The sequence below is a fragment of the Streptomyces nigrescens genome (genome assembly GCF_027626975.1).
GTDB lineage: Bacteria > Actinomycetota > Actinomycetes > Streptomycetales > Streptomycetaceae > Streptomyces > Streptomyces nigrescens.
In genome coordinates, this window is sequence record NZ_CP114203.1 from 5,014,133 (window position 1) to 5,039,523 (window position 25,391).

Genomic DNA, 25,391 nt, shown 5'->3' on the forward strand with positions numbered 1-25,391 from the left:
GACGAAAGCGGGGCGGAGCGGTGCATCCGTCGCGCTCGTCATCAGCAGGCGACGCGCTGACCAGCAAGGTGCCCCCTCGCGGCCGAACGTCGCTGGCGCCCACGGCAATCCTGAACCGGTCCGGCCCGGCCAAAGAACAAGGCCCAGGTCATTGACCTGGGCCTCAACTAGGGGGCGGGTGACGGGAATCGAAACCGGGCTCTGAGCTTGAGCGGGAGGGGCGCTTCCCGCCTTTCAGACAGGGTCGAAACCGCCCTGTCGAAGAGACACGACTCAGGCAACCGGCAGCCTGTACTTCAACCGGGAAGCGTTCAGGGGCGAGCAGCTGCGGTCCCGGACCCAGGCGGCGCCGGCTGCGACGGCGCCGATCATCGCGACCGGCGCGATCAAGACGGTGACGATGACCTGGAAGTACGGGAACGCGTAAGCCCCGAGGACGTTGACCGCGGTGCCCAGCAGGGCCGCTGCCGCGAGAATGAGGGGAAGGTCCCTGGTCAGGGCCCGCGTGGTCTCTTCGCGTGCGGGGTCGTGTTGGCGCTGGAGCTTCGCGGCCACGGCGCGCCGGACGAAGAAGAAGGCGGCGACCAGGCATACGGCCCAGCCCACCCACATCAAAGGAGTGCCGGGATTGGGGTAGTGGTGCACCTCCCACACCGGCGGTCCCTTCAGCTGCGTGGTCATCGATTCACTGTCGCGGTCGAGGAGGCCACCGGACATTCCTGCCAACCAGAGGATGACGGCGACAACGGCAGGTATGGCGGCGCCCCTGGCCGCCGCGGTGGCGGTCTCCTTCAGGCGCAGGCCGGTAGGCAGCAGACCGCGTTCGACCGCCCAGGAGGTGGCCAGCGCGTCGATGTCACCGCCGATGTAGTCGGTGACCGACCGGCCGTCGAAGGCGGCGGCGGTCAGGTCCGCTGCCAGCTCTTCGGCCATCTCGTCGGTCGCGTCCTGTTCGACTCCGAGGCGGCGCCACGTCTCCATGGCCTGGTGTATCGCGTCCTCGACCGTCAGCGTCATGATTCCTCCCGTGTGGTCTGGCTGATGATGGAGCCGATGCTTGTGGCGAATTCGTTCCAGTCGCGGCTCCACGACCGGAGCATCTGCACGCCCGCTTCGCTGGGCCTGTAGTAGGTACGGGCGGGACCGCCGTCCCCACTGCGGCGTTCGATCTCGACCAGATCTCGTTTACGCAGACGCGCCAGCGCCGGGTAGATCGAGCCGTCCGCGACGTCGAGCCCGGCCTCGGCCAGCCGGACGGTCATCTCGTACCCGTAGACCGGGGCTTCCGCCATCAAGGCCAACAGGCACATATCCAGCACCCCTCGTAGCCACTGGGCGCGTGGGGTGGATCTCTCCTCCATGCCCAGTACCTTACGCAGCATGAGTCATGCATTGCAAGGTAGTGCGGTGCATGGTAGTCGGATCTCTGTGGGGGCCGTACGGGTACCTCGGATGCCCGGCGGCGCAGGTGAACCTTGGGGGTCACCGGTGCTTACTTGCCCCGCTCCAACCTGCACCGGACGACGGGAGCTTCGCAGAATCGGCCGAGGGTCTGAGGATCGGACAGCGGGCCTGTTGGTCAGGGCTCGCCGAGGGTTTCGGTGCAATCCCGGCCACCCTGTCGGCGCTGCCGGCCAGGAGGCCGGGCAAGGGGCAGTTGCCCGCAAGCCCGCCCGGTGACGTGAGCGGTTCACCGGAGTCGTGCCACCGATCGAACCGGCGGGGCGGGCGACGGGCTACGCGCTCATCACTTGGGTGACTTCCGCCCTCAGCCGGTCGTCAGTCGGTCGTCAGTCGGTCGTCGTGTCAGCGTCTGCGGTCGGTGCCGGGGTGACGTCCGGGGAACGTGTGGCCGCGCGGGCGAGGCTGTCCTCGATGCGTTGCAGGGTGTGCAGTGCTTCGGCTTGCTGGTCAGGGGTGAGGTCGTCGGTGGAGGCGCCTTCGAGTTCGGCCCAGATGCGTTCGACCTCGCGGCGCAGCGCCTGGCTGGCGACGGTCGGTTCGATGATGGTGGCGCGTTTGTCGTCGGGGGAGGGGCGGCGGCGGACGAAGCCGGCGTTCTCCAGGCGCTTGATGCTGCGGGTCATGGTGGCCGCGTCGGAGTCGAGCAGGCGCACGAGGTCGGTCTGCCGCTGGGGGCCGAGTTCCCACAGGTGCATCATGACCAGCTCCTGGCCGAGGTGGAGGCCGAGGGGGCGCAGGAGCTGTCCGGCGATCATGCGGTGCAGGCGGGCCACGCGGAAGATCGCGTGGCTGACCGGCCCCGCTTGGGCGACAGCGGGCACCGGTACCGAGGAGGTGGCCGGCGTCTCCTGGTGCGGCCGGCTTGGCGTGTCCCGATTAGTTGTCCGGCTCATCAAGTGCGTCCTTTCCCGGCTGTACTTTGCCGGACAGTAATCCGGCTCACAGCTCGCCGGATGCAGCCAGGATAGCGACCCTTCGTTCCCCGTGGTGCCCTTGTGTTCAGCGGGTAGTTGCCGCACGTCAACGAGGGATTTCCGGGCGGGCGGGCCGGTGGGTGACGCAGTTCACGCAAGGGGCCGGGATGGCTTTGCGGGGTTTTACTTGTTCGGACAGGTAATGGTTTGCTGAGCACCGCACACCGAGGGAGCGCCGCCAGCCCGGGCGGCCTCCCGGCCCTACCGAAGGAGTGATCATGACGACCGCGTTCGACCCGATCGAGCTGGGCGGCAAGCGTCTGGCCAACCGCATGGCGATGGCGCCGATGACCCGCAGCCGCGCCTACGGGTCGGGGGCCAGTGCGACGGAGCTGATGGCGGCCTACTACGCCCAGCGGGCGAGCGCCGGCCTGGTCATCACCGAGGGCGTCCAGCCGTCGGTGGTCGGCCAGGGCTACCCCGACACCCCGGGCCTGCACTCCGCGGAGCAGGTCGCCGCCTGGCGGCAGGTGACCGACGCGGTCCACCGCGAGGGCGGGGTGATCTTCGCGCAGCTGATGCACACCGGACGTATCGGCCACCCCAGCCTGCTGCCCGACGGCCTGATCCCGGTGGGCCCCTCCGCCGTCGCCGCGAAGGGCCAGGTCTACACCCACCAGGGCCCCCAGGACTTCGTCACGCCGAAGGAGCTGGAGCACGACGAGATCGTGCGGACGATCGCCGACTTCGCCGACGCGGCGCGCAACGCCATCGCCGCCGGATTCGACGGGGTGGAGCTCCACGGGGCGAACGGCTACCTGATCCACCAGTTCCTCGCCCCCAACGCCAATCAGCGCACCGATGCCTGGGGAGGCGATGTCGCGGGCCGGGTGCGCTTCGCCGTCGAGGTCACCGCGGCCGTCGCGGAGGCCATCGGGGCGCACCGGACCGGCATCCGTATCTCCCCCGGAACCCCCTTCAACGACATCGCCGAGACGGACCCGGCGGACCTGGAGCAGACCTACACCGCCCTGGTGGCCGGTCTCGCCCCGCTGGACCTGGCCTATCTGCACGTCCTCGAAGGACCCGACCAGAGCCTGACCGGGCGCCTGCGCAAGGACTGGCCCGGCACGTTCGTCCTCAACCCGTTCACGCACCCCGAGCCCACCGGCCACGACTCCCTCGGCCTGATCGAGAACGGCGCCGCGGACATGCTCGCCTTCGGCGCGCTGTTCCTGGCCAACCCCGACCTGCCCCGCCGCCTCGCGTCCGGCGGCCCCTACAACGAGCCGGACCGCGCCACCTTCTACGGCGGCGACGAGCGCGGCTACACCGACTACCCGGCCCTGCCCGCCTGACCCGGGCTCACCGCTACCGGTCGGGGGCCCGGCGAACCGGCCGGCCTAGGGCTCGGCGAACCGGCCCGCGCCGGGCACGCCCGCGCCGGGCCCGACCCACCCGCCGAAACCCTCCCGTCACCGTCACCCCTCACCCCTCACCCGTCCACCCCTCCCCCGGAGAGCCGCCATGTCCCCCCTCGCCCGCAGACTCCAGCACGCCGCCTACGGTGGCCCCGAAGTGCTCGAACTGGCCGAGGTGCCGCTGCCCGAACCCGGTCCCGGCCAGGTCCGCGTCCGTATCCACGCCGCCGGCGCCAACCCCCTGGACTCCAAGAAGCGCCGCGGCCTGTTCGCCCCTGGCCAGGAGGCCCCCGCCGAACCCCAGACCCTGGGCCTGGAGATGGCCGGTGTCATCGACGCACTCGGCCCCGGTGTCACGCAATGGAAGACCGGCCAGCCGGTGCTGGGACTCACCGCCCAGCCGGACGCCGTCGCCACCCACGCCCTGGCCGACGCCGACAACATCGTCGCCAAGCCCGACGTCCTCACCTTCGAGCAGGCCGCCGCCCTGCCGATCGCCACCGAGACCGCGTACCGCACCCTGCGCCGGCTCGGCGTGGTCGCCGGCCAGACCCTGCTGGTCCACGCCGCGGCGGGTGGTGTCGGCCTCATGGCCGTCCAGCTCGCCCGCGTCCTGGGCGCTACCGTCATCGGCACCGCCGGCGAGGCCAACCACGCCTTCCTCCGCGACCTCGGCGCCACCCCCGTCACCTACGGCGACGGCCTGGCCGAACGGATACGCGCCGCCGCCCCGCAAGGCATCGACGCCGTCCTCGACGCCTCCGGCCGCGGCGTCCTGCCGCTGTCCGTCGAACTGACCGGAAACCCGGACAAGGTCCTCACCATCGCCGACCTCGACGCCGCCCGGCACGGTGTGCGCTTCTCCCGCGAGATGCTGCCCGTACCGCAGGTCATGGACGACGTCCTGCCCATGATCGAGGACGGCCGTCTCCACATGCCCCTCGAAGCGGTCTTCCCGCTGGAGAAGGCGGCCGACGCCTACCACCGCCTGGACGAGGGCCATCTGCGAGGCAAGATCGTCCTCACCACCCGGACTCCCCTCGACCCGGCGGCGCGGGCCCTGCTCGACATGGCCACACAGCCCGGTGCGCCCCAGCCGCACGAACTCTCCGCGCCCGAGGCCCGTGCGGCGCTGGACGGAATGTGGGCCCAGCTCGGTGGCGAGCCGGCGGCGGTGGCCCGGACCGAGGACGCGGTGGCCAACGGCGTTCCCGTCAAGCTGTATTGGCCGGAGGGCGAGGGCCCGCACCCCGTGCTGATCTGGATCCACGGCGGCGGCTGGGTGCTGGGCAGCGCCGCCGCATCCGACGCGACGGCCCGGGACCTGAGCGGCCTCGCCGGATACCTGGTGGTCAGCGTCGACTACCGGCTCGCGCCGGAACACCCCTTCCCGGCCGCCGTCGAGGACGTCATGGCGGTCGCGAAGTGGGTGTCCGGCGAGATCGGGGCACTCGGCGGCGACATCACCAGGACGGCCGTCGGCGGGGACTCGGCGGGAGGCAACCTGAGCGCCGTACTCGCCAACGAACTGCCGGGCACCTTCACCCTGCAGGCCCTGGTGTACCCGGCAACCGATCTGACCCACCCGTTCCCCTCGTACGAGGAGAACGGCGAGGGCCTGATGCTGACCAAGGACGCGCTCGCGTGGTTCCAGGGCCACTACCTCGGCGAGGACGTGGACCCCAAGGACCCGCGCGTCTCACCTCTCCACGCGGACGCCGCCACCCTGGCCGCCGCGCCGCCGGCGCTGGTGATCACGGCTGGGTACGACCCGCTGCGGGACGAGGGCGAGGCGTACGCGCAGCGGCTGCGCGAAGCCGGCGTCGCGGTGGAGCAGGTGCGCTACGAGGGCCAGATCCACGGCTTCTTCAGCATGCCGGCAGCCATCCCCGAGGCCCGCGAAGCCATCGACCGCGTCGCCTCGGCGCTGCGGCGGGCCCGGGCGTGACCCGGCGCGGACGGGCCCGGCCGCCCCACCGGGCCCGTCCGCGACCGACCCGCCCGATCGCCGCTGACCACGGACGCATCGACCACATCGTCCCCTCCATCGACGGATGGTGGATGGGCAAGGCCCTGTGGCAGGTCAACCGCCCCTGAAACCGCGCTACAGACGCTACGCAGCAGGGAAATGCGCAGCAGGGAAATGCGCGGAAGGGAAACGCACGGAAAGGAGTGCGAGGCGTGGCCAGGCCTCATGCGGCGAAACCGGCGGAACCGGCGGAACCGTTGCACGCGGACCCTGCCGACGGTACCCCGTGACGAACTCGGTGGATCCGGTCCGGAAGAGAACCAGGAGCGGATGTAGTGGCGTGTCAATCCCCGTCAGTCTGAGCTGTGTTGACGAGGAGTGGACGCATGCATGGATACGGCACGGACACCGAGGAGATGCGGCAGTTCGCCGACACGCTCGACGAGGCGGCCAAGACCTTGGAGAGGGCGGACAAGGGCCTGGACGCCTCGGAGGGCGCCGCACGCACGCATCGGCGGTGGGACAGCGGACGGGAATTGAAGGGCGTCACGTCCGCCTGGGAGGGCGAGTACGCCCGGCTGGCGCGGGAGTGCAGGAACCTCGCCGAAAAAATGCGCACGACGCGCATGTCCTACGCGGCTCAGGACCAGCAGACCGCCGACGAACTGACCGCGCTGCTGCACCGGCACCGGGAGGCGAACTGATGGCGACGTTCGATGATCCCCGCAAGGGGGAGAGCAGGGTCAAGGGCTCGGCCGTGCGGCGGGACAAGGTCACGGTTCCGCAGTTGCGTGCCGCGCAGCCGAGGGACTGGCAGCGCGCTTCCATCGAGTGGGACGACTTCGCCGTTGCGGCGACGGAGGCCCGTAACCACATCCGGGACGTCACCCGCCGTCTGCCCCATGTGTGGCACGGCCCCGCCGCAGCCGCGGCCATGCGCAGGCTGCGTGTGCTGCTGGACGAGATGACCATCGCTTACCGGGAGTCGAGGGCCGCGGCGCTCACGCTGGACGCGGCCCATGACGGGTTCAGGCTCGCGTCGACGTGGCTGGACGAGGCCGAATCCATGACGAAGACCGCCGACCTCACCCTGGAGGACGACGGCACCGTCACCGTCCCCGACCGTGACTACCCGCAGAACGACCCTGACGCCGCCGGCGCCGCACGGGCCGACCAGGACAACGCTTAGGCAGTACACACGCGCGCCGAGGCCGCTCTGACCTACGCCGCGGAAGTGGACTTCCATGTCGCGAACGAGTTGGCGCGCGTCAAGAAGGCGATTCAGACCGGCTGGCAGGGCTTCAACGCCACGTCTGACCCCGACTGGTACCACGCGGTGGGCGCATGCCACTACAACACCGTCGCCCAGGTGGAAGTGGTGCCCGGACCGGACGGCGAACCACAGACGAAGATCAAATACCAGGTGCACGTCGCCGACCGCTACAACTGGGACGGTTCGGAGGGCAAGAGCACCGAGGTGCCGCAGCTGGGAGTGGTCACGGACAAGGACATGGGAAAGCTGCACGCGGCCGGACTGGCCAAGGAATTCGATATGGGCGGTCAGAGCAGTGTCCGTACATGGGAAGGCTGAGCGTTCCGTGCCGAAGCGTCGCCGATGGCTCCCCCCGGTGCTCGTGTGCTGCGCGATGGCCGCCGTCGCCGTGGGTTTCTGGGCGATCATGGCCTTGGGCGCGCGGCAGCCCCCGCGGCCGGAGGCAGCGGCAGAACAGATCGCCGGCCTGCAGCCCGACCAGCACCCTTCCGAGTCGCGCTTCTACGTGCCACGGACGGCGCGTGTCACCAACGGCACCGCACGGCTGACCTACAAGGTGTACGGCACGGGTGATTCCTCGGTCCGGGACTTCTGGCGCACCTACGACCTGAAGGGCTCCCCACCCAGGACGTCCCAGACCTCGTACACCGACCACGTGGCCGGTCACCTGCGCAAGATCAGCGTCACCTACGAGAACCTGCCCCCGGACGCCCCCCGCCTCCAACGGGAGCATCCTGTGGACAACCACCCGGCCACGATCACGGTAACGGCCGGGCCTGCGTAGCGCCCGCGCACCATCTCCCGTTCTGCCACCGTGTGGCCGGCGCCCGCCGGCCACACCGGAAGCCTCCTGGCGCCGGTTTCCTTCAAGGAGCCACGGGTTTTGCCGCCGCCACGCCGGCGCCAGTGCCCCCGGCCACAGGTCCTACGCGTCAGCCGCAGGCCCTACGCGTCGACCACGCCGTCGACCTCGGCCGGGTCGAGGGAGTCGATGTCCTCCATGAAGCTCAGCATCCGGGCGTTGACCACGTCGGGATGGTCGATCTGCGGGCCGTGGCCCGTAGCGGCGATGATCTCGGCGCGGGCTCCGGGTATCAGCCGCGGCACCCTCTCCAGCTGCCGCTGCGGGTGTACCAGCAGGCTGCGCTTGCCCATGATGACGTAGAGCGGGGTCCGTATGGAGCGCAGCGCGTCCTCGGTCAGCGGCAGCGGCGCGGGGCGGCGGATCCGGAAGGCGCGGGCGCCCGCCTGGATCCACGTCCGCAGCTCGGGAACGGCGATCACCGGTTGCTCCAGCCAGGAGGCGAGGCGCGGACGCAGCGCCTTGGGGGCGAAGCTGGCGAAGAGACTGACGAAGACCCAGGCGAAGAAGCGCAGGCCCACCTTCTCCAGGCCGCCGGGGTCGAGCGCGGTGACCGACGCGAGCCGTCCGGGCCGGCGGTGGGCCATGTTGAGCACCAGCCAGCCGCCGTACGAGGAGCCGACCAGGTGGACCCGGTCGAGGCCGAGGGCGTCGAGCGCCTCGTCGAGCCACTGCGCGGCGCGCTCCGGCTGCCACATGGGCTCGCGGTGGACGCTGCGCCCGGCGTCGCCGGGGGTGTCGAGCGCGTAGACGGGCCGCTCGGCGCTGAGCGCGGGGGTGTTGGGGTACCACATCGCCGAGCAGTAGCCCGCGCCGTGGATCAGGACCACCGGCGTACGGGACTCGGCTGCCGGATCCGTGGGGCCGTACCGGTAGACGTGCGTGGTGCCGAAGCTGGTCTCGACGTCCGTCTCGGAGCGGGCGGGCGCCCCCATCGCGTAGACGGCGTCGCAGGCGGCGAAGTAGCGGTCGCGCAGCTCGTCGTTCACGTAGCGGCCGACATCGCGGCGCACACGGGTCGTGTTCTCGGGCACGGGGGCACCTCCGGGGAGATCCGTTCTTCGTAATACGACCGTACCATGAAGCTGGTACAGCGGTACCATAAAGAGGTCCGGGCCGAGCCGGACCGCGAAGCCGACACCGACGGGCGGAGACACCGGCACATGCCAAAGCACGTGGATCACGAGGAACGGCGCGCCCAGATCGCCGAGGCGCTCATCCAGGTCGCGGGGCGTCGAGGACTGCACGCCGTCGGCATGCGCGACGTGGCCGCAGAGGCCGGCGTGTCACTCCGGCTCGTGCAGTACTACTTCGAGACGAAGGCGAAGCTGCTCTTCTACGGGCTCCAGCATCTGACCGACCGCTTCACCGCACGGGTGGGCGCCCGCCTCCGCGCCGCCGGCCCGGACCCGGGCCCGCGCGCGACCATCGAGGCGCTGCTGCTGGCCTCCCTCCCGACCGACGAGGAGGGCCGCACCTTCCACCTCCTCTACAGCTCCTACTCGATCCTGTCCGTGACCGACGACGCGCTGGCCGCCCAGCCCTTCATCGACAACCCCGACGCCGCCGAGAACGCCCTGACCGGCCAGCTCGAACAGGCCCAGGCGTCAGGTCTGACCGGTCCCGGCATCGACGCGCGCACGGAGGCGATCAGCCTGCTCGCCATGACGGCGGCCATGGGCACCAGCATCCTCGTAGGCCAGCGGAGTCCGGAGTCGGCCATCGCGGTACTCCATCACCACCTCGACCGGATTTTCGCGACCCCCGAGACGTAGGCGGCTGGGGAGGGCCCAATCCAACGTGCCGTGGCGGCACTTGCGGCACGCGGAGGGCACGCAGCGCTGAGGGACTCAGGCAGCAAACAAGGCCCAGCTCGCCGACCTGAGCCGCAACTACGGAGCGGATGACGGGAATCGAACCCGCGCTCTGACCATGGGAATCAACGACGTCGCAGGGTTCGATAAGCCACCTGACCTGGGCTCATCGCCTCTGAAGGCATTGTCGGCACGCACTCGAGGCGCCCGTGGTGACCCCTGTTCACCGCCTTGAAGGGCACGGTGGGGGCACGCGCTTGGCATGCGTGGGCAGGGGAGGGCACTCTGGCCTGCGATTGAGCTGTCATCGGTGGTCAGTGTTGGTCGCCCTTGAGTGCCCTTGAGTGCCTTTGAGCGCCCTGAGTGCCTTGAGGGCCCTTTCGCGGCCCGCAGACGGTCGAGGGGGAGGTGTTGCACCCCTCGAACGACCTATGGGTGCGACGGTCGCTGAGCTCAGGTCAACAGAACTGCGTGTGACCGTCAGTTGGAGGCCGGACCCCCGGGCAGTGTCACTGCGATCAGCAACCGATGGTGCACACTCCATCACTCCAATGGGGCGCATCGGATGGCGGTTCCGTCCGCCCCGTTCCTAGCCTGGGCTGGTGCGTTCGATTCGTAGAGAACGCACGAATCACTCAGAGAGGTCACAGCATGTCCCGCACCAAGCTCCTCGCCCTGGCCGCTGCACCCGCGTTGGCCGTCAGCCTGGCGTCCCCCGCACTGGCCGATGACGAACCCGCCCACCCCCGCGTCGTCACCGCAGAGAGCCCGGTCCGGTCCATCGGGGCCAACCAGACCGAGATCGTCACTGTCACCTGCCCCAGGGGCACCTTTGCCGTCAGCGGTGGCTGGATCGTGTCCTCCGCCAGCATCGACGTGACGGGCAACCGCGCCGTGGGCGACAGACGGTGGACGATTCGATTCGAAAACGAGGCGAACCAATCCGGCAGAGTGCAGGCTTTCGCCCGTTGCGCGGCCTGACGGCGAACACTCGCCAGGACAGGCGGGAAGGCCGAGCAGCGTGACCGCCTGAACGTCGCGACCGCTCTCCCTCCAGGCGAATGAGGGGGAAGTGGTACGGATCCGGTGCGGGACGCCTGAACTGCCCCGGACAACAAACAAGGCCCAGGTCGCCGACCTGGGCCTCAACTATGGACGAACAGCGGTCGGGGTAGTGGTGCCGGCCTATGTGCGGTGACCCGCAATTGACCGTGGTTTACCCCCAGTTCTGGGTTGCTTCCTCTTGTGCTTGACGTTGTCGACCAGTGTCTCTCCCGGCTCGCGCCCTGGAGGGAGCAGCTTGCCCCTAACCGCAGTGACCTCACCTTGCTGCCGGACCGCTTGCACAGCCAGCTCATCGGCGCATCTCGGCTGCGGCGAGCCGCCGCTGACCGTGGTTGATCGCGCCATGTGGCCCGCTGCCTGCTGCCACTGATGTCAGCGACGAATCCGATCAGCTTTCGATTTTGATCCCTATCTATCGCCAACTTGGCTGCTGGACGCAGCGCGCCGAAGAGGCGGCAGGCGCCCGCGCGCGGGCCGTGATGAAGTAGAGAGAGTTCTGCCGCGCCGGCGTAAGAGGCCTGCCGTTTTGGCTTCGTAGGTTAGGGCCTGCCCCATCCAGGGGATCACGGAGTCGGATCGAGAAGACCTTGGGCATGGACTCTGCCACCTCGGGCGTGAGCCAGGTGACCGCCGTCCACTCGCTCGAGGTGCGTTCTTCGCCGCCGACCAGCTGGCAGCGAAAGACCAGGGCCACGATGCCTCGTGCCGTGTTCTTGTGGACCCCGGTGAGCTCGTCGACCTCGACGTGAATGCCCGTCTATTCCCAGACCCCGCGTCGTACGCCGGCCTCCGGGGTCTTTTCGAGTTCGAGCACCCCGCCCGGAAGCTCCCAAGCTCCGCTGCCAGCCTGCCGGATCGTCAGAAACTTGCCGTTCTCGCGGACCACCACTCCGGCCACGGACTCCTCGGAGAAAGCCGAACGGTGGACCTGTTGGTCAATTCCGCCCTGCCGGATCTCACCCAGCAGGGAGCAGTGCCGCGAAGGGTGAGACGCGGGTGCCACTTCCCGCCGGACCTGGGGGCAGCCAAGTTGCAATACCTCGCTGGTCTTCCAGGAGACCGCTGTGATGAACCGGTCCGGCGGCGCGGGCGTGACGCCGCGGGCTGACACCAGGGCGCGGCGGCAGCGGGCAGAGCACGGCTTGACACCACGCGCACTCCGGACACGCACGATTCGCGAACACGCTGTTCGGCAGTCACAGTTCCGGCGTCACGGATCGGCAGTCGCATGTTCGGCAATCGCACTTCAGGCATGCACACTTCGGCCTCGTAGAAGCCTGACAAATGTCATCGGTGTTGATGAGACGGGTCGTTCTGCAGGAGGACGGCGGGGACGGTGGTCGGTCGAGAGAATCGAGGCGACCAAGATCGCTTATGTGATCGACCGCAGTACAGGAAGTTGTCACGGGAGACTCCATGCCCCAGCCTCGCCCGGCCCGCCGTCGTACCCGGGTCGCCTCTACCGCCACGGCCGTTCTGCTCTCGCTGACGGCAGCGGCGGTGCCCGCACAGGCCGCAACCGCCCCCGCGCCCGGCGCCCACGCCGCCGCGGGAACGACGGCCCACCCGGGCCATCTCGACCACAAGGCACTGGACGAGAAGCTGGCGGCGGTGCACACAGCAGGTATGTACGGCAGCTACGCGGCCGTCCGGGAGGGCAGGGACGCATGGCGGGGCGCGGCCGGTGTCGCCGACATCGCCACCAAACGCCCGGTCGGGCCGCAGATGCGGCAGCGCGTGGGCAGCATCACCAAGGCGTTGACCTCCGTCGCCGTACTACAGCAGGTCGGCGCGGGCCGGATCGATCTGGACGACCCCATCGCCCGCTACCTCCCCGACCTCGTCCCCGGTGAACGCGGCCGGCAGATCACCGTCCGCATGCTGCTCAACCACACCAGCGGCATCGCCGATTACATACCCGGCGCCTTTCCCTCCCTCCTCAAGGGGAGCACCGAGAGCATCGACGCCAACCGTCACCGGCACTTCGACCCCGAGGAACTGGTCCGCTTCGGCCTGCAGGCGCCACCCACGGGCAAGCCCGGCGAGAAGTGGTCCTACGCCAACACCAATTACGTCATCGCGGGGATGCTGCTGCAGAAGGTCACCGGCGAGAATCCTGAGGAGTACATCACCCGCAACGTCATCCGTAAGGCCGGGCTGAAGCACACCTACTTCCCGGCCTCTGCACGGATATCCGGGCCGCACTCCAAGATGTACGAATCCTTCTTCGGGCTGATCACCCCGGCCCGCGACTACAGCACGTACGACCTGTCCTGGGCCGGCACCGCCGGGGCGCTGGTCGCGACAATGGAGGACGTGAACGACTTCTACCGGGCACTGCTGACCGGCAAGTTGCTCGCCCCCGCCGAACTCCGCCAGATGCAGACCACCGTCGAGGCCAAGGACGAAAAGGGCGATGTGCTGATGCACTACGGCCTCGGCATCGCCGCGATCGACACCGTGTGCGGGCGCTTCTGGGGACACACCGGCTCGGTGTGGGGCGCCGAGACGGTGACGTACTCGACGCCCGACGGCAAGCGCCAGATGACGATCGGGTTCAACCGCGCCAAGTACCAGCAGGTCGATGCGACGGGGCACATCAAGCCGGGGCCGATCGACGCCGCGATCGGAGCCTTCCAGGCGAAGGCGATGTGCGACAACGATGTGCCCGCCGAGCCGGGCACCGAACCGGGACCGTCCGCGCCCCCGGCCACACCCGCACCGAAGACTCTCGCGGAGCAGCCCCTCCCGCTCACCCAGCCGCGGACTCTGGTATCGCCGGGCCGCTGACCCCGGTGACATCCCGCCGACTGCCGTACCTCATACGGGGGGTGGGGTACGGCAGTCGGCAGTCGGCAGTCGGCAGTCGGGAGTCGGCGGCCCGGGTGGGCGCCACGGGGCGCGGTCAAACGTGCTCCGGTATGCGCAACCCCGGTACCGTGCGTTCACCGGGTGGCGTCTGTTCCTGACCGAGAAGCCCTACCAGTAGTGGTGCACGAGTGGTCCACCCCGCCTGAACCATCCAACCGAGCCGCCCGGGAAGCCGATTCAGCAGACATCGGCTGCTCCTGGGCGGCTTCGTGCTGCCCGCGGCCGACGCGCGCCTGACGCGGGACGAAAAGAGGCCCAGGTCGCTGACCTGGGCCCTTCGCTATGGAGCGGGTGACGGGAATCGAACCCGCGCTCTGAGCTTGGGAATCAACGGCGCGTTGGGCGATGGCGGCGCCCTGAACTGCGACTATTTGGGTACGGGGCCTTGTTGGAGGCAGTCAGTTTGACCGCTGCTGACCCTGGTGTACCGCCCTAAAGGGCTGGGATGGGGCTGGCCCCGATGGGGTGGGGGCGGAGGCCACGTGGCGACTCGGGATCGGGTGCGGAGAGGCGCAGTGGGTCGGCGCTGGCACTGAGGTGCGCACGCGCGAACGCGGCGAGCTACGGGCGGCGTGTGGTCCAATCGCGCAGATTGGCGCTGTGCCGCCGGCGACGGCGACTGTACTGCGGCCTCGCCGTCGACGGACTCCCTTCTGTGGAGTTCACTCACGTCGCGCGCATCAATTCGCCTGGGGCGCTTCGTTGCCGGGCCGCTGCCGTCGCCCGGCAGCCTGCTTGGCTCGCAGTGCGGCGACACGCTCGCCGGGTGTGTACATGCAGTATGGGCACCCGCCAAGCTCCTCAAAGGTCTCCCGAGCACCCAAGTGTCCAAGATGGCAGCGGACAATCTCGGCCCGACGCCCTTCCACACTCCAGAAGAGCGGGATGCTGTCATCGCTTGCCATCTGATCTTCCTCTCAAGGCTGGCCTTGCCGGAGCGTTGCCGGCCACAACGACTGCGCGGCACCGGGCTTGAGGTTAAACCTGAGTCGCCCCAGGTGACTCGCCTTCCGCTGCCTGCGCACTCATGGCTGTTTGGGCAGCTTCACAAGTCCACCACCTTGGCCCACGGGGCGGCGGATGCCCGATGAGGTCAAAACGGCGCGGGTGGGAAGCCAAGATGGCGTGCACACTCCAGGAAGCGCCTTTGCTGCGCTTGTCATGGGGCCACGCGGCCGCCACCCGTCGATACCGCCTCAAGGTGTCAGGCGACATTTGGAGAGCGTCAGCAAAGCCGTCCAGCGCTCTCTCGCGCTGAGGCAACGGGGCGTCCACAGGTGCCACTTCCTGGACAAGATCCCCAAGAATGAACTGCAGTTGGCTCTCCCGCTTAACCAACTCTCGTCCGCGTCGTATCAACTCTGGTGCAAGACTCATCGAATACTCTCCCGCGACGTGGTATCTACTCGACCTGCGACCTTGACGGGGCGCCCCCCGAAGCGCCCGTATCGGTCTTACACGTCAACGACTTGGAGTCTTGCGACTGCGTCGAGAAGTTGCACCCTTTGGCTTAGCCTCGGCGCCCTTCGCGGCAGCTTGCGGCGAAAACCCGGCTGCCTCCAAGAGAGCCATCGCGGCGAAAATATTCTCACACTCGGTACGCAGTAGCCGCACTGTCGGCAGTTCCTGCGCCTCCGGAGGGAGGATCGCGATCGAACAGTTGTAGATTCGCTGCGCCTGCCTATAGAGGGAGCGGAGCCTGTCGGTCGCGTAGAGGGTGCACTTGTTAGGGTCTACAGTGATTATGTAGGCGCCGTGATGGTAGACCCACCCTTTCTTTTCACTCTTGCACTTTTTATCCTTGATCCAAGCCTTGCCGTACTCAAACTGGCCACGGGTGTTGCGCCCCATAGCTTGCTTAGTCAGCAGACCAGCTTCGCCGGCCTTTTCGACTCGGTTCCAAATATCCTCTCCAGTATCGTGCGCCGCTTGGCGGCGGGTTGCCATGATTATTCGCCTTCTTCATCCTCCAGCAAGCGCGCCAGCGCCTTATCCATGTCGGTCTTACCTGTCTTGACCGCCGTCTCGCACCAATCAAGGAACGAGCGGGCCTTCGTGATGTTGTCGAGCACCGCCTCCTTCGTATCTTCCGTGTAATCCTGGCTGTGGATCTGCGGGATAATCCGTTGGAAAGAGACGAAGAACGAGGCGAAACTGCCCAGCAGTTGCAGGATCTCCATAGGGGCGTCCTGGTAGGAGACCTTGGCCGGCGCCTCTTCTTCTTCGACCTCTTCTTCCTCGGGAGTGAGTTCAGCTTCCGCCGCGGTCTCCTCATCCACCTGGCGCCAGTGTTCGTACTGAGCCTTGCGTAGGAGGTGCCGTGTACGCGGATCGGCTACCAACCGATGCGTCAGCTCAGGGCGCTGTTCGAGCATCTCGCCCACTGCTTCGGCGGTGTCCTCATCGCCGCCCAGAAGGGTGCGAGCACGCTCAAAGCGCTCCGTGCGATTTGTTGGCGTTTGAGGCTTGGAGTTGTCCGCGGCCCGGAGGGCCTCGTTGTACGTCCAGTGCCGTTCCTTGGTGAACGGGTCCAGCGGGTCTTTCCGGATCTTAACGAACCGGCTTCGTGTGGCGGCTAGTGCTGCGTGCACGGAAAATGACACGTCAGAGCGCCGCTTCTCTTCTGGCCATTGACCGGAAACGTAGTAGTAGTAGCGCAACGTGTTGGGGTTGATGCCGATCTGGTTTGCGTAGAGTTCGATGACATCGGTGACCTCTCCATGGCCCCGTTTGTGACCTTGGAGCATATCGATCACCGTATCGCCCAGCTCAAATTGGATCCCCGACTGTCGCTTGACTAGCGCGCGTCCCTTTCGGACGTACTTACTCCACTCCGATTTGCTGTATCCGGCGGGGATAGTCATAACGGTCACTGGAGGACACCTTCTCCCCGCGCCGTGAGGTGCATCCCGATCATTGTGGGATGGCACTGGTAGCGGGATGCATCTGGCGCGCGATGAATGGGCAGGGCCCCTGTAGAGGCCACCCTGCGTTCCCTTTTTGGCTCACTTTACGCTTTCGCCTAACTTTTTTCCTGCGCAAAGACGACCAGTGCGGACTTTGCTGGTCTACGGCAAAACGCGACAACCAGACCATGCACCGTTGGCGATTCCTGCATTACTGACCGTGATAGCCGCTCTCGCTGTGGTCACTGCCTTTAGGGGCCGGGATACCCCTACTGCTGCCAGCTTCGTTGAGGGACGTTTGGTCCTTGGTGAGGTACCGGCGCGAGCACGGGCGATATGCAGCGATGTGGAAGAACGACACGTGCCTGTCAGAAGGAGCTGTCACCATGGCCAGCATGGCTGCCAAGAGGTGTGACCGCTGTGATCTGTACATCGGGGAAGGCTGCGACTGCCCAACGGACGGCTCGGCTCCGCGGGCTGACGGCACAGCCGCTTCCCTGCGGGGCGGGCAACAGCGCGTCGCTCCTCCCGACAGGATCCTGATCTCTCCACACGGGGTGGCTCACCTTCCGGACGCGTGCAACCACCATCCGGAGCAGAGCCATCGAGATGCAGGGTGGGGATGGATCCCGCAGCCGGCGAAGGGGCTGTGGGAGGACATAGGCCCAGCGCGCCCTGTGCAGGCCACGGAGGGGGAGACGACTCTCGTCGCCCATCGCCGGTGTGGCAGCTGCCTGTCATAGTCCGGAACCAACCATGATCGCCATGTGGTGCTCTTCTGTCGGGGTCTGCGAGATCGTGCCAGGCGGTTACGCACGATTGTGTCGCGTCCCGTCCCCTTGGTCATATGGCGCTATCCACGTCGCCGGCGCGACGCCCGATCCAGCTATCCACCGCCTCTAAAGGCCCCCGACTTCAGCAGCCACGGAGGGCCTCTCCCCGTGTCACGGATCTGTGGCGGATCCTCGCGTACCAGGTCGCAGGGCTGAGGAGCTGTGCGGAACAGCCGACGAATGGCGCCCGCGACCAGCACGGCTTCCTGCGCGTACGGGCGTCAGAGGTTGGCGGGCTGCGCCCAAACGGCGGGCGATAGCTCGGGCGGCCCGTCGGGGGCGGAGAATGAGCCGTTGACGGGTGACTCGCTGTGGGGGCATGGCGATCTCTGCCCAGACGCATTTGCCGCAGGTGGTGTGCTCAGCCCCGTGGCAGAGGGACAGGCGGTCGATGAGCGCCATACCGCGCCCGGACTCATCCTCGGAATCCGCCCAGTGCGGCACAGGCAGGACAAGCGAACCGTCATAGACCTCGACCAGGATGCGCCGTCGGCTGAGGTTGGCGGACACCGTGATGCTGAGCACCGTGCCGGTGCCGTGCCGCACCGCGTTGGTGACCAGTTCCGAGGTGATGACGGTCAGTGCGGTATCGGAGGACTCGTCGAGGCGGAGCCCCCACTTTTGCACCAGACCCTGGAGACGGCGACGGCTGATCGGCACCGAGGTCGGATCGCGGACCAGAAGGAAGCTTTGGCTGTGACGGCGCATGCCGGAGACCCTTCGACGGACTTCAGACCGGGGCTTGAGGCGAGCGGAGATCGCTGAGCGGCAGGCCGACGTGATGCACGGGGGATGCCTCCCTCAGCGGGGACGGCTGTGCGTGGTGGGGGCTCGCATGCCGACCGTTGTCGGCACGAGAGCGCCCTCAAGGGGGGCGGCCGGAGAGGCCGCTATTCGGGCGGTTGGTGGTCTACGTCGTCGCTACTTCGTGGCGACGACGTAGACACTCCCCCAGCGACGCTTCGGCTTGGCGATCTTGGCGTCGAAGGTCCACGGCTCTACGGTGGCGAAGCCTGCTTCGGTGAAGAGCTGGACAAGCTTCTCGTAGTCGTAGGCCCAGAGGTGCGGGGTGTACTTGGGGTCGTCGTCCTGGTCACGGAAGACGAGGTTGACGAGGTCGAGTTGGGTGTTGATGTCACTGCGGCAGTCGCGCTTGGCGTACCAGCGTTCGACCATCTCGTCGGCGGGGTTGAGCGGCCCGGGGTACTGGCTGAGGGCGAAGGCGGCGTCGGGGACACCGGTGATGATCTTGCCGTCCTGTGTGAGTACGCGGTGGGCCTCGCGGACGTAGTGCTTGACGGAGCGGGGGTAGTCGATGTGCTCCAGGAAGTGCTCGGAGAAGATCAGCTCGACGGTGTCGTCGTGCAGGGGGATGCCTTCGCGGACATCCCAGAGGAGGTCGGCCGGCGGGACGGCGTCGATGTTGAAGAAGCCCTCGATGCGGTGGGCACCGCCGCCGATCTGGACCTTGGCGGGCCTCTGGTCGATCCGACCGTCGGGCCAGGCGCGCTGGCTGGCGTGGTGGTAGCGGTGGAGTTCGATCTCCCAAGCCGTGGTGCGGAGTGCTCGGGCCAGGCCGTGGGTCGTGGAGGGGGCACTCAGGAGGGCGTCGATCTGCTCGCCGAGGAGGTCGACGGAGGGCACGCCGAAGTAACTCATGGCGGGGCTCCTGGGAAGAAGAGGAAGCAGAGCAGCTGTTGGTGAAGGCGTCAGTGGTTACGCGGCGCTGGGCGCTGGGGCGGTCCACTGGTTGTTGCGCATGAGGGTGTACTTGATGTCCACCAGCCGCGGGGCGATGGTCAGGGACAGCTGCTCGGCCGGGTGGAGGTGGCCGGCGTTGTCCTGTTCGGCGCGCCAGACGCGGTAGTCGAGGTTGGGGTACGCGGGGTTGATCCCGACCTCGCCCTTGGGCATCGTGCCGTTGAACGGGGCGACGATGTCCATGTGGTTCCAGTAGTTCCAGGCTTGCAGGGCCTTGTACTGGTCGAAGTAGAAGTAGAAGTCGGGGTAGCGGCCGAAGGTGCGCAGCTCCCGGTGGATGAGGTGGCCCAGGAGAGGGCCGAGCTGGGTGGAGAGGGCGTCGAATTCCCAGCGGGTGTGGTGCCAGGCTTCCGGGGCCTCCCCGGGAGCAAAGAGCCGGGCTGCGATGAGGTGGCTGATGCGTTCGACCAGGTAGTCGGTCGCGTGGTTGATCTCGATGGTCGGGTCGACCTGGTGGATGAGGTCGGCCAGCTGGCTGGGCCTGGGGCGGAACCTCGCGAGGTCGAACTTGCCCGCCATGTTCGGGTAGGAGGCGAAGAGCATCTCCTTGTACAGCCAGTTGTTCAGCTCTCCGATGTCGGCCAGGCGTCGCGTGTGCGGCGAGGCCGAGTGGAGCATCAGGTACTCCGCCAGCGCCTCGAAGTACAGATAGCCGAGGATCGGTAAACGGGGGATGGTCTCGTCGAGCAGGCGGAGGAAGGGCCTGGCAGCGATGTGCGTGCCTCGGTAGGCCACGGCCGCCGCGGTGGCGAGGAAGGCGGCAGAGTTCTTCACCCTGGCCACGACGGTCTCGCGCAAGCGGTGGCGCTCGCTCTTGCTCAGCAGGTATTCGAGGTGGCAGTAGATCCGTAAGTGGATGAGGCCCAGCCGGAGATAGTCCACTCCCGCCAGGCCCTGGTACGCCTGCGGTGGGGTGTTGATCTCGAAGATCAGCGGGGCGGGTACCCGATCGGTGACGCCGAGCTTGTCCAGGAAGGCCGGCGCCTCCTTGGTCAGGACGTACGCGGCCAGGTTGTGCATCCGCAGTCCCCGGTCCGTAGCTGTGAGCGGGGCGCAGTAGATGCTGCCGACGAGGCAGCCGCCGGACGGGTAGAGGAAGCCTTGCTCGTTGATCTGCTCCAGGGCGTGGGTGACGTGGAGGAGGTGCAGTGTGCCGTTGCCGTTGAGGGCATCGAAGAGGGAGTTCTGCCGCAGCAGGCGCCCGTTCGGTGTGGCGGCGAGCCGCTCGTCCCAGGCTGCCGACTGCTGGGCCAGCGGGGCGTTTGTGTCGGCAGGGCTGGGGATGAGGGTGGTGTCGTAGAAGGCATGGGCGTCGGCCCAGAGGTGGTAGGCGTCGAGGAAGTCCATGGTCACGCCAGCTCCTTCTCTGCGAGCGCGTACAGGACGGCCGCCGGGCTGTGGGCGCCGGCAAGGTGGGCCTTCTCGGAGATGCTTACGAGGTCGAAAGCGAGGCTGCGGAACGTGTCGAAGGCGGGCTCTTTGACGTGCTGGGCGTTCGGCCACCACCTGGTCTTCGGCAGGCGGTAGCGGTCCAGGGCGTCGGCGGCTTTCACCACGTCGCAGATGATCTGGGTCCGCAGGTAGTCGGCCTGGTCGTCGGGGCTGAATGCGTCGTAGGGCACGTCGTGCAGTCGGATGGCGGTGGCGGCCCGTGTGACGCGGCGCGGTGTGGCCGTGAGGTCGAAGCGGCCCCAGACGGTGTCCGCGTTGGCGGCGAGCCAGATCGCCGCGCGTTCCCCGTGTCCGCGGTCGTCCTTGTCGTGATGGCGCTGGCAGTCGTGGACGGCGGCGGCCACGATGGCGGTGGTGGTGTCGGTGTCGTCCAAGCCGTTCGCCTCGGCGAGGATGGCGGCCAGTGCTGCGGTGCGCATCGCGTGCCGGACGCCGTGGATCGAGTCGTACAGCCGGGGCTCGGCCATCCAGTCGCGCGGTAGTGCGGCTCGCCGCAGGAGGTACTGAGAGAGCTGCCGGAGGGCGGGCTGCGGCGACGGCGGGAGATCGGGCCGGTTCGTTCTGATCCAGTCGATGGTGGCCCGGTCCATGTACTGGTGGAGCGGCAGCTGCCCGCGGGCAGCAAGATCGATCAGGCTTGCGGTCGTTGGGGTCGTGCTCATCAGTGCCCACCCCCTGGTGGTCTCCGCGGTGACGTGCTCCTACCGGATGGGCGCGGCTTGCCGCTCGCGCTCCTTGCGTTCCTTCTCAGCGGCTTCGAAGGCGGCGGTGAACTCGGCCAGCTCCTGCTCGGTCATCAGGGTGACGCCCAGCTCATTGGCGACGTCGGTGATCTTGGCGGCTGCCTCGGCACGGGCGGCGTCGGGGGCGTCGTCGTCCAGCAGGACCTCGAATTCGGCGTGGTAACCCCATGCCTCGCTCCACTTGACCGCGATCTCGACACCGTCGAAGCGGAAGTTGTGCCGGAGATTGGACGCCTCGTGCATCGCTCCCTCGAACCCGAGAGCGTTGAACACCTTCACCGCGGCACGCACGTCGGTCGGGGCGATGGCGAACTCGTTCTCCGCGAATGCGGCGCCCTGGCCGATCTTGCTTCCCTTGAGGGTGATCTTGGCGGTGCCGGCGGCCGTGTTGTCGGTGACCTTCAGCAACTGGTCCGGCAGTACGTAGAAGTAGATGTGCTTGTCGTCGGGGCCCAGGTCTTCGCCGTCCGTGTTCAGACGGTCGACGAGCTGGTCACGGGTCTCCTTGCCGAAGCGGGCGCGCATCTCGATCTCGATGGGCATGGGCGTATCGCCTCCTGAATCAGGCATGACGGAGCCAGCCGGACCGGCGCCAAGGGGGTGGGTGCCGGTTCGGGCGGCTGTTGCTTCTGCGGTTGTGGGTCAGGGGCGGGGCGGTGCGGCCGTTACTCGGCCCGGCTCACCGCCCCGCCGGATGGATCACTGTCAGTCCAGGTCGCCGAAGCGTTCCCGGACTACGCCTTCGTGCAGGTAGGTGGGGAGCTGGACACCGCCCACCGAGGTGCGGCTGGTGGCCACCTGCTCTTCGGTATCGCTGGGGAAGCCTTCCAGGAGTCGCAGGCAGTGCTGCACCCACTCCCGGGACTTGGGTCGGTCGCCCAGGTCCCGGTGTCGTACCGCCAGGGCGTACGCGGTCTCAGCGGCGGTCCACCGGTCTGTGGTCAGTTCGCGCTGGAAGGTGGACTCCAGCTCATCGGCGGAGGCCAGGCGGGTCTGGATGGTCATGGTTTCCCCTCTGAAGTTCGGTCGTGCACTGGTGGTGCTCAACGCATCGGCGTCCGCGCGGTGACGCTGTAACCCGCCGCTAGTAGGTGTAGATCTCCGCGAGGGTCTTGTAGTCGTGCAGCTCGTCCTTGTCGAACCACAGCTCAAGCTCCTGCTGCGCTTCCTCCTTGTTGCCGGAAGCGTGCACGAGGTTGGCCACGGCCTTGCCCGAGGCGATGCTGCCGGCGGCGCTGTAGTGCGAGAAGTCGCCTCGTACCGTCCCCGCCGGCGCCTGGTTCGGGTACGTGCTGCCGACGATCTTCCGCACCGTGGCGATGGCGTCGAACCCTTCCAGCACCAGCGCGATGACCGGCCCCTGCTGCATGAACGTCGACGTGACGCGGTAGACCTCCGACCCCAGCCGCTCCTCCAGATCGAAGTAGTGGCGCCGGGTGAACTCCTCGTCCATCGACTTCATCTTGGTGCCGACGATCTTCAGTGCGGCTTCCTCGAACCGGGTGATGATCCTCCCCGCCAAGCCACGTACGAGCGCATCGGGCTTGAGCAGGACGAGCGTGCGCTCAACGGGGTGTGCCTGATCCTCAGTCATGGAGTCCCTTTCGGCTTGTATGCACGCAGATTGACGGCACATCAGCCGCCAGGTTGCTGAGGTTACCGGCGCCCACTCGCTCGACCAGACGCTCGGACCTTCCCTCGGATGGCGGACACCGGAAGGCGGCACGATAGGGCTGAAAACAAGGATCCGTTTCAGCCAAGTTCCTTGACCTGACTACTCGTTGGGGTAGCTCACCTAGACTCTCCCTTTGGTCGACCAGCGCTCTGGGGCGCAGTCGGATTGGTCGCTCAGGGTGATTCCTGCGGCTCACTCCGCCCTGGCAACCATCATTCTTCCGAGTCACCTACGGAACGGCCATGAACCGCCAGTGCAGCCAGAGTGCACCTTCAGTGCGCAGGTTCCTGCACTGAGGACGGTGGCGAAGGAGGGGGTAAACGTGGATGTGATCGAACTCTGGAATGGCCGCCACGCCTGCCTGCTGCAATCCGCCCTGCGCCTCACCAATGAACAGTTCGCGGCCCGGCTCGGTATCGCGGTACGGACCGTGGCGGCCTGGCACTCCGACCCAGCCGTAGTGCCGCGCAAGGAGATGCAACAGCTCCTCGACACCGTCCACGAGAAGGCCCCGCCAACAGCACGGCAGCGGTTCGCGCTCCTGGTCTCCGCTGAACGGGGCCCGTCCGCACCGGGCCCAGCAGGTGCGCAAGCCCTGCGCGTCGCGATCGCCGTGGTCATACGCGACAGCGAAGTGCTGCTGGTCTGCCGGCGAGACGATGACGCAACGGGCCTCAGCTGGCAGTTCCCGGCAGGCGTGATCAAACCAGGTGCCAGGGCCGAGACAGCGACCGTGCGAGAAACGCTGGACGAGACCGGTGTGCACTGCGCGATCCGGCAGCATCTCGGAAACCGGCTTCACCCGGTTACCGGTGTCCAGTGCGAATACTTCCTGTGCGAGTACCTCGCGGGCCAGGCCACCAACTCCGATGCCGTCGAGAACATCGACGTGATGTGGGTTCCCAGAAACGCGGTGACCCGTTTCATCCCCGTCGATACGATCTTTCCACCCGTGCTTGCCGTCCTGGAGGAGCAGACGTGACGCAGCAGACAGCCGATGAGCGACCCGGCATTGCAGCGGCCATCATCGTGCACGAGGGACGCGTTCTGATGGTCCGGCGCCGGATCAGTGAGGGGAAGCTCTCCTGGCAGTTCCCGGCTGGCGAAGTCGAGCCCGGTGAAACCCGCGAGGACGCCGCCGTGCGGGAGACCAAGGAGGAGACCGGACTGAACGTCTCCGCCGTCGAGCTGCTGGGCGAGCGAGTCCACCCGGCAACGGGCAGGCTGATGTCCTATACCGCCTGCGAAGTGCTCAGCGGAACCGCGCATGTCGCGGACACCGAGGAACTGGCCGAGCTTGCCTGGGTGGCTCACGACCAGATCCCCGAGTACGTCCCGTACGGCTTGTTCGGGCCGGTGCAGGAGTACCTGGACGCCACACTCGCCAGCTAGTCGGTCCGCCCCCAGGCTGCCTCCTGATTGCGGCTTGAAAGGCGGCACGGAAACGCCTGATGTCCTTCGTTACGAGCGGGGGAGGACGCTGACCGTGCCGTGCCTGAACCGCGTTACTTCTGCCGACAGCTGGGAGTCCGCGCGTTACCCACGCCCGGATTTCCGACCTCCGGCCGCACGATCCCGAGCTGTCCGACATCGCGCTCGTCACTCTGGAAGAGGCCCGCGCTCCGCTGCAGGACCGCACAGGTCGCCGTTTCACGGCGGCCACGGAGGCCCTCGTGACGGGAAGACCCGCGTATCTCAGCGATGGCGTGCCCGCCGCGTAACCCGTGTACTCCCATCACGGATGCCCCTGCCGGTCCCTTGAAAAACGGCGCTGGATCGCTCGCCCTCGCCCGGTGGACAGGAAGAGGGTGAGCGGGTCCACTGGGCGTGATCAGGGCCGCCATTCCTTGCGATAGTCGGGATGGTCGGCGTAGGGCAAGGCGAGGCACCGGAATGCCTCGCTGATCAGGCTTCGCTGAACTTGCCTCGTTAGGCGGTTAAATGACTCGGGCAGAGCTCCCGATGTCTCCGGCTCGTCGTACCGAGTCAGAAGCTCGCGCTTGGCTTCGACCTCGGCGAGTACACGGACCGGGTCGTGGAGGGCGATGTGATTGGCGTTGGCGGTTCCGTAACCAAACCCTCCAGGAACTCTGCGGCAGTCGGCCACGGCTGACCCGCAGGGTCTTTCCGGTGTTGCGTCGGCGGCATGTACGCCAGCGACCTGGTCACGCCGGACCCAGGGCCCCGGAAACGCTGCCCGTGCCACTGCCTCGTCCTCGTCGAGGCGTGATCGTAGGAACGCCACCAGTTCGTCGCTCACTATCTCCTCCAGACGGTTCGCCACGCTCCGAGCACTGTTCCAGGCGGCGCGGTTCCTGAGTTGCGCTGCCGCAGCCAGCAACAACGCGGATGTGATGCCCTCACCGTA

General features: G+C 67.6%; 25 protein-coding genes and 3 pseudogenes. 12 read left to right on the forward strand and 16 right to left on the reverse strand.

Translation table 11 applies throughout. The annotated features are described in order from the left end of the window. Positions 1-273: 273 nt before the first annotated feature. The 3 genes from STRNI_RS22375 to STRNI_RS22385 form a co-directional block, all read right to left on the reverse strand. Positions 274-1,017, reverse strand: coding sequence for a hypothetical protein (locus STRNI_RS22375; RefSeq protein ID WP_159487561.1), 744 nt, complete (start codon positions 1,015-1,017; stop codon positions 274-276). Continuing rightward, positions 1,014-1,361, reverse strand: coding sequence for a PadR family transcriptional regulator (locus tag STRNI_RS22380; protein ID WP_159489264.1), 348 nt, complete (start codon positions 1,359-1,361; stop codon positions 1,014-1,016). Before STRNI_RS22380 ends, STRNI_RS22375 begins: the two co-directional genes overlap by 4 nt. Positions 1,362-1,790: 429 nt before the next feature. Beyond that, positions 1,791-2,357 (reverse strand): MarR family winged helix-turn-helix transcriptional regulator, encoded by a 567-nt coding sequence (locus tag STRNI_RS22385; protein ID WP_277411890.1) that lies wholly within the window; start codon positions 2,355-2,357, stop codon positions 1,791-1,793. 299 nt (positions 2,358-2,656) lie between these two features. Here STRNI_RS22385 and STRNI_RS22390 point away from each other — a divergent pair, with 299 nt between their 5' ends. From STRNI_RS22390 to STRNI_RS22420, 7 genes and pseudogenes are all read left to right on the forward strand, one after another. Next, a complete protein-coding gene (locus tag STRNI_RS22390) occupies positions 2,657-3,736 on the forward strand; it encodes an alkene reductase (RefSeq protein WP_277411891.1) in 1,080 nt (359 codons plus the stop codon). Between the two features lie 169 nt (positions 3,737-3,905). Beyond that, a pseudogene (locus STRNI_RS41640) lies at positions 3,906-4,823 on the forward strand (NADP-dependent oxidoreductase); the annotation flags it as partial. Between the two features lie 207 nt (positions 4,824-5,030). Then, positions 5,031-5,747, forward strand: a pseudogene (locus tag STRNI_RS41645) (alpha/beta hydrolase); the annotation flags it as partial. A gap of 407 nt (positions 5,748-6,154) precedes the next feature. Then, a complete protein-coding gene (locus tag STRNI_RS22405; protein ID WP_093648184.1) occupies positions 6,155-6,472 on the forward strand; it encodes a type VII secretion target in 318 nt (105 codons plus the stop codon). Continuing rightward, positions 6,472-6,957 carry a hypothetical protein gene (locus tag STRNI_RS22410; RefSeq protein WP_277411892.1) on the forward strand — a complete coding sequence of 162 codons (486 nt, stop codon included), beginning with the start codon at positions 6,472-6,474 and terminating at the stop codon, positions 6,955-6,957. Before STRNI_RS22405 ends, STRNI_RS22410 begins: the two co-directional genes overlap by 1 nt. A 45-nt stretch (positions 6,958-7,002) precedes the next feature. Beyond that, the gene (locus STRNI_RS22415; RefSeq protein WP_277411893.1) at positions 7,003-7,359 is read left to right on the forward strand and encodes a hypothetical protein; all 357 of its coding nucleotides are present in this window, start codon (positions 7,003-7,005) and stop codon (positions 7,357-7,359) included. 7 nt (positions 7,360-7,366) lie between these two features. After that, positions 7,367-7,825: a hypothetical protein gene (locus STRNI_RS22420; protein ID WP_159487569.1), complete on the forward strand. Its 459-nt coding sequence runs from the start codon at positions 7,367-7,369 to the stop codon at positions 7,823-7,825. A 161-nt stretch (positions 7,826-7,986) separates the two neighbouring features. Here the strand turns inward: STRNI_RS22420 and STRNI_RS22425 are convergent, their stop codons facing one another. Then, positions 7,987-8,937, reverse strand: coding sequence for an alpha/beta fold hydrolase (locus tag STRNI_RS22425; protein WP_277411894.1), 951 nt, complete (start codon positions 8,935-8,937; stop codon positions 7,987-7,989). 129 nt (positions 8,938-9,066) lie between these two features. On the opposite strand from STRNI_RS22425, the gene STRNI_RS22430 reads away from it, so the two are divergent. Both STRNI_RS22430 and STRNI_RS22435 read left to right on the forward strand, forming a co-directional pair. After that, the gene (locus tag STRNI_RS22430; protein ID WP_026170106.1) at positions 9,067-9,678 is read left to right on the forward strand and encodes a TetR/AcrR family transcriptional regulator; all 612 of its coding nucleotides are present in this window, start codon (positions 9,067-9,069) and stop codon (positions 9,676-9,678) included. A gap of 690 nt (positions 9,679-10,368) precedes the next feature. Further along, entirely contained in the window at positions 10,369-10,698 is a 330-nt protein-coding gene (locus tag STRNI_RS22435) for a hypothetical protein (protein WP_109890856.1), read from the forward strand. A gap of 586 nt (positions 10,699-11,284) precedes the next feature. On the opposite strand, the pseudogene STRNI_RS22440 reads toward STRNI_RS22435, so the two are convergent. Then, positions 11,285-11,722: pseudogene (locus STRNI_RS22440) on the reverse strand (NUDIX domain-containing protein); the annotation flags it as partial. Positions 11,723-12,198: 476 nt separating this feature from the next. Between STRNI_RS22440 and STRNI_RS22445 the strand changes: the two are divergent. Then, the gene (locus STRNI_RS22445) at positions 12,199-13,572 is read left to right on the forward strand and encodes a serine hydrolase domain-containing protein (protein WP_229838137.1); all 1,374 of its coding nucleotides are present in this window, start codon (positions 12,199-12,201) and stop codon (positions 13,570-13,572) included. Positions 13,573-14,631: 1,059 nt separating this feature from the next. Here STRNI_RS22445 and STRNI_RS41650 read toward each other — a convergent pair. The 10 genes from STRNI_RS41650 to STRNI_RS22490 all read right to left on the reverse strand — a co-directional run bounded on the left by STRNI_RS41650 (position 14,632) and on the right by STRNI_RS22490 (position 22,942). Then, on the reverse strand, positions 14,632-15,030 hold the full coding sequence (locus STRNI_RS41650; RefSeq protein WP_381844120.1) for a DUF6192 family protein: 399 nt from the start codon (positions 15,028-15,030) through the stop codon (positions 14,632-14,634). A gap of 84 nt (positions 15,031-15,114) precedes the next feature. After that, a complete protein-coding gene (locus STRNI_RS22450; protein ID WP_277411895.1) occupies positions 15,115-15,600 on the reverse strand; it encodes a hypothetical protein in 486 nt (161 codons plus the stop codon). 2 nt (positions 15,601-15,602) lie between these two features. After that, positions 15,603-16,517 (reverse strand): DUF6192 family protein, encoded by a 915-nt coding sequence (locus tag STRNI_RS22455; protein WP_277411896.1) that lies wholly within the window; start codon positions 16,515-16,517, stop codon positions 15,603-15,605. A 986-nt stretch (positions 16,518-17,503) separates the two neighbouring features. Further along, on the reverse strand, positions 17,504-18,100 hold the full coding sequence (locus STRNI_RS22460; RefSeq protein ID WP_277411897.1) for an ATP-binding protein: 597 nt from the start codon (positions 18,098-18,100) through the stop codon (positions 17,504-17,506). 213 nt (positions 18,101-18,313) lie between these two features. Continuing rightward, positions 18,314-19,051, reverse strand: coding sequence for a class I SAM-dependent methyltransferase (locus tag STRNI_RS22465; protein ID WP_277411898.1), 738 nt, complete (start codon positions 19,049-19,051; stop codon positions 18,314-18,316). A 57-nt stretch (positions 19,052-19,108) separates the two neighbouring features. Then, a complete protein-coding gene (locus tag STRNI_RS22470; protein ID WP_277413308.1) occupies positions 19,109-20,500 on the reverse strand; it encodes a hypothetical protein in 1,392 nt (463 codons plus the stop codon). Positions 20,501-20,502: 2 nt separating this feature from the next. After that, on the reverse strand, positions 20,503-21,267 hold the full coding sequence (locus tag STRNI_RS22475; protein WP_277411899.1) for a hypothetical protein: 765 nt from the start codon (positions 21,265-21,267) through the stop codon (positions 20,503-20,505). Between the two features lie 39 nt (positions 21,268-21,306). Then, complete coding sequence (locus STRNI_RS22480) at positions 21,307-21,891, reverse strand: hypothetical protein (protein ID WP_277411900.1); 585 nt, start codon at positions 21,889-21,891, stop codon at positions 21,307-21,309. Between the two features lie 162 nt (positions 21,892-22,053). Continuing rightward, positions 22,054-22,353: a hypothetical protein gene (locus STRNI_RS22485; RefSeq protein ID WP_277411901.1), complete on the reverse strand. Its 300-nt coding sequence runs from the start codon at positions 22,351-22,353 to the stop codon at positions 22,054-22,056. Positions 22,354-22,432: 79 nt separating this feature from the next. Next, on the reverse strand, positions 22,433-22,942 hold the full coding sequence (locus tag STRNI_RS22490; RefSeq protein ID WP_018088333.1) for a nucleoside-diphosphate kinase: 510 nt from the start codon (positions 22,940-22,942) through the stop codon (positions 22,433-22,435). Positions 22,943-23,345: 403 nt separating this feature from the next. On the opposite strand from STRNI_RS22490, the gene STRNI_RS22495 reads away from it, so the two are divergent. Both STRNI_RS22495 and STRNI_RS22500 read left to right on the forward strand, forming a co-directional pair. Further along, positions 23,346-24,005 (forward strand): NUDIX hydrolase, encoded by a 660-nt coding sequence (locus tag STRNI_RS22495; protein WP_277411902.1) that lies wholly within the window; start codon positions 23,346-23,348, stop codon positions 24,003-24,005. After that, a complete protein-coding gene (locus tag STRNI_RS22500) occupies positions 24,002-24,415 on the forward strand; it encodes an NUDIX hydrolase (protein ID WP_275308652.1) in 414 nt (137 codons plus the stop codon). Before STRNI_RS22495 ends, STRNI_RS22500 begins: the two co-directional genes overlap by 4 nt. Before the next feature lie 439 nt (positions 24,416-24,854). Here the strand turns inward: STRNI_RS22500 and STRNI_RS41655 are convergent, their stop codons facing one another. Next, entirely contained in the window at positions 24,855-25,307 is a 453-nt protein-coding gene (locus tag STRNI_RS41655) for a DUF6221 family protein (protein ID WP_381844124.1), read from the reverse strand. Positions 25,308-25,391: the final 84 nt, after the last annotated feature.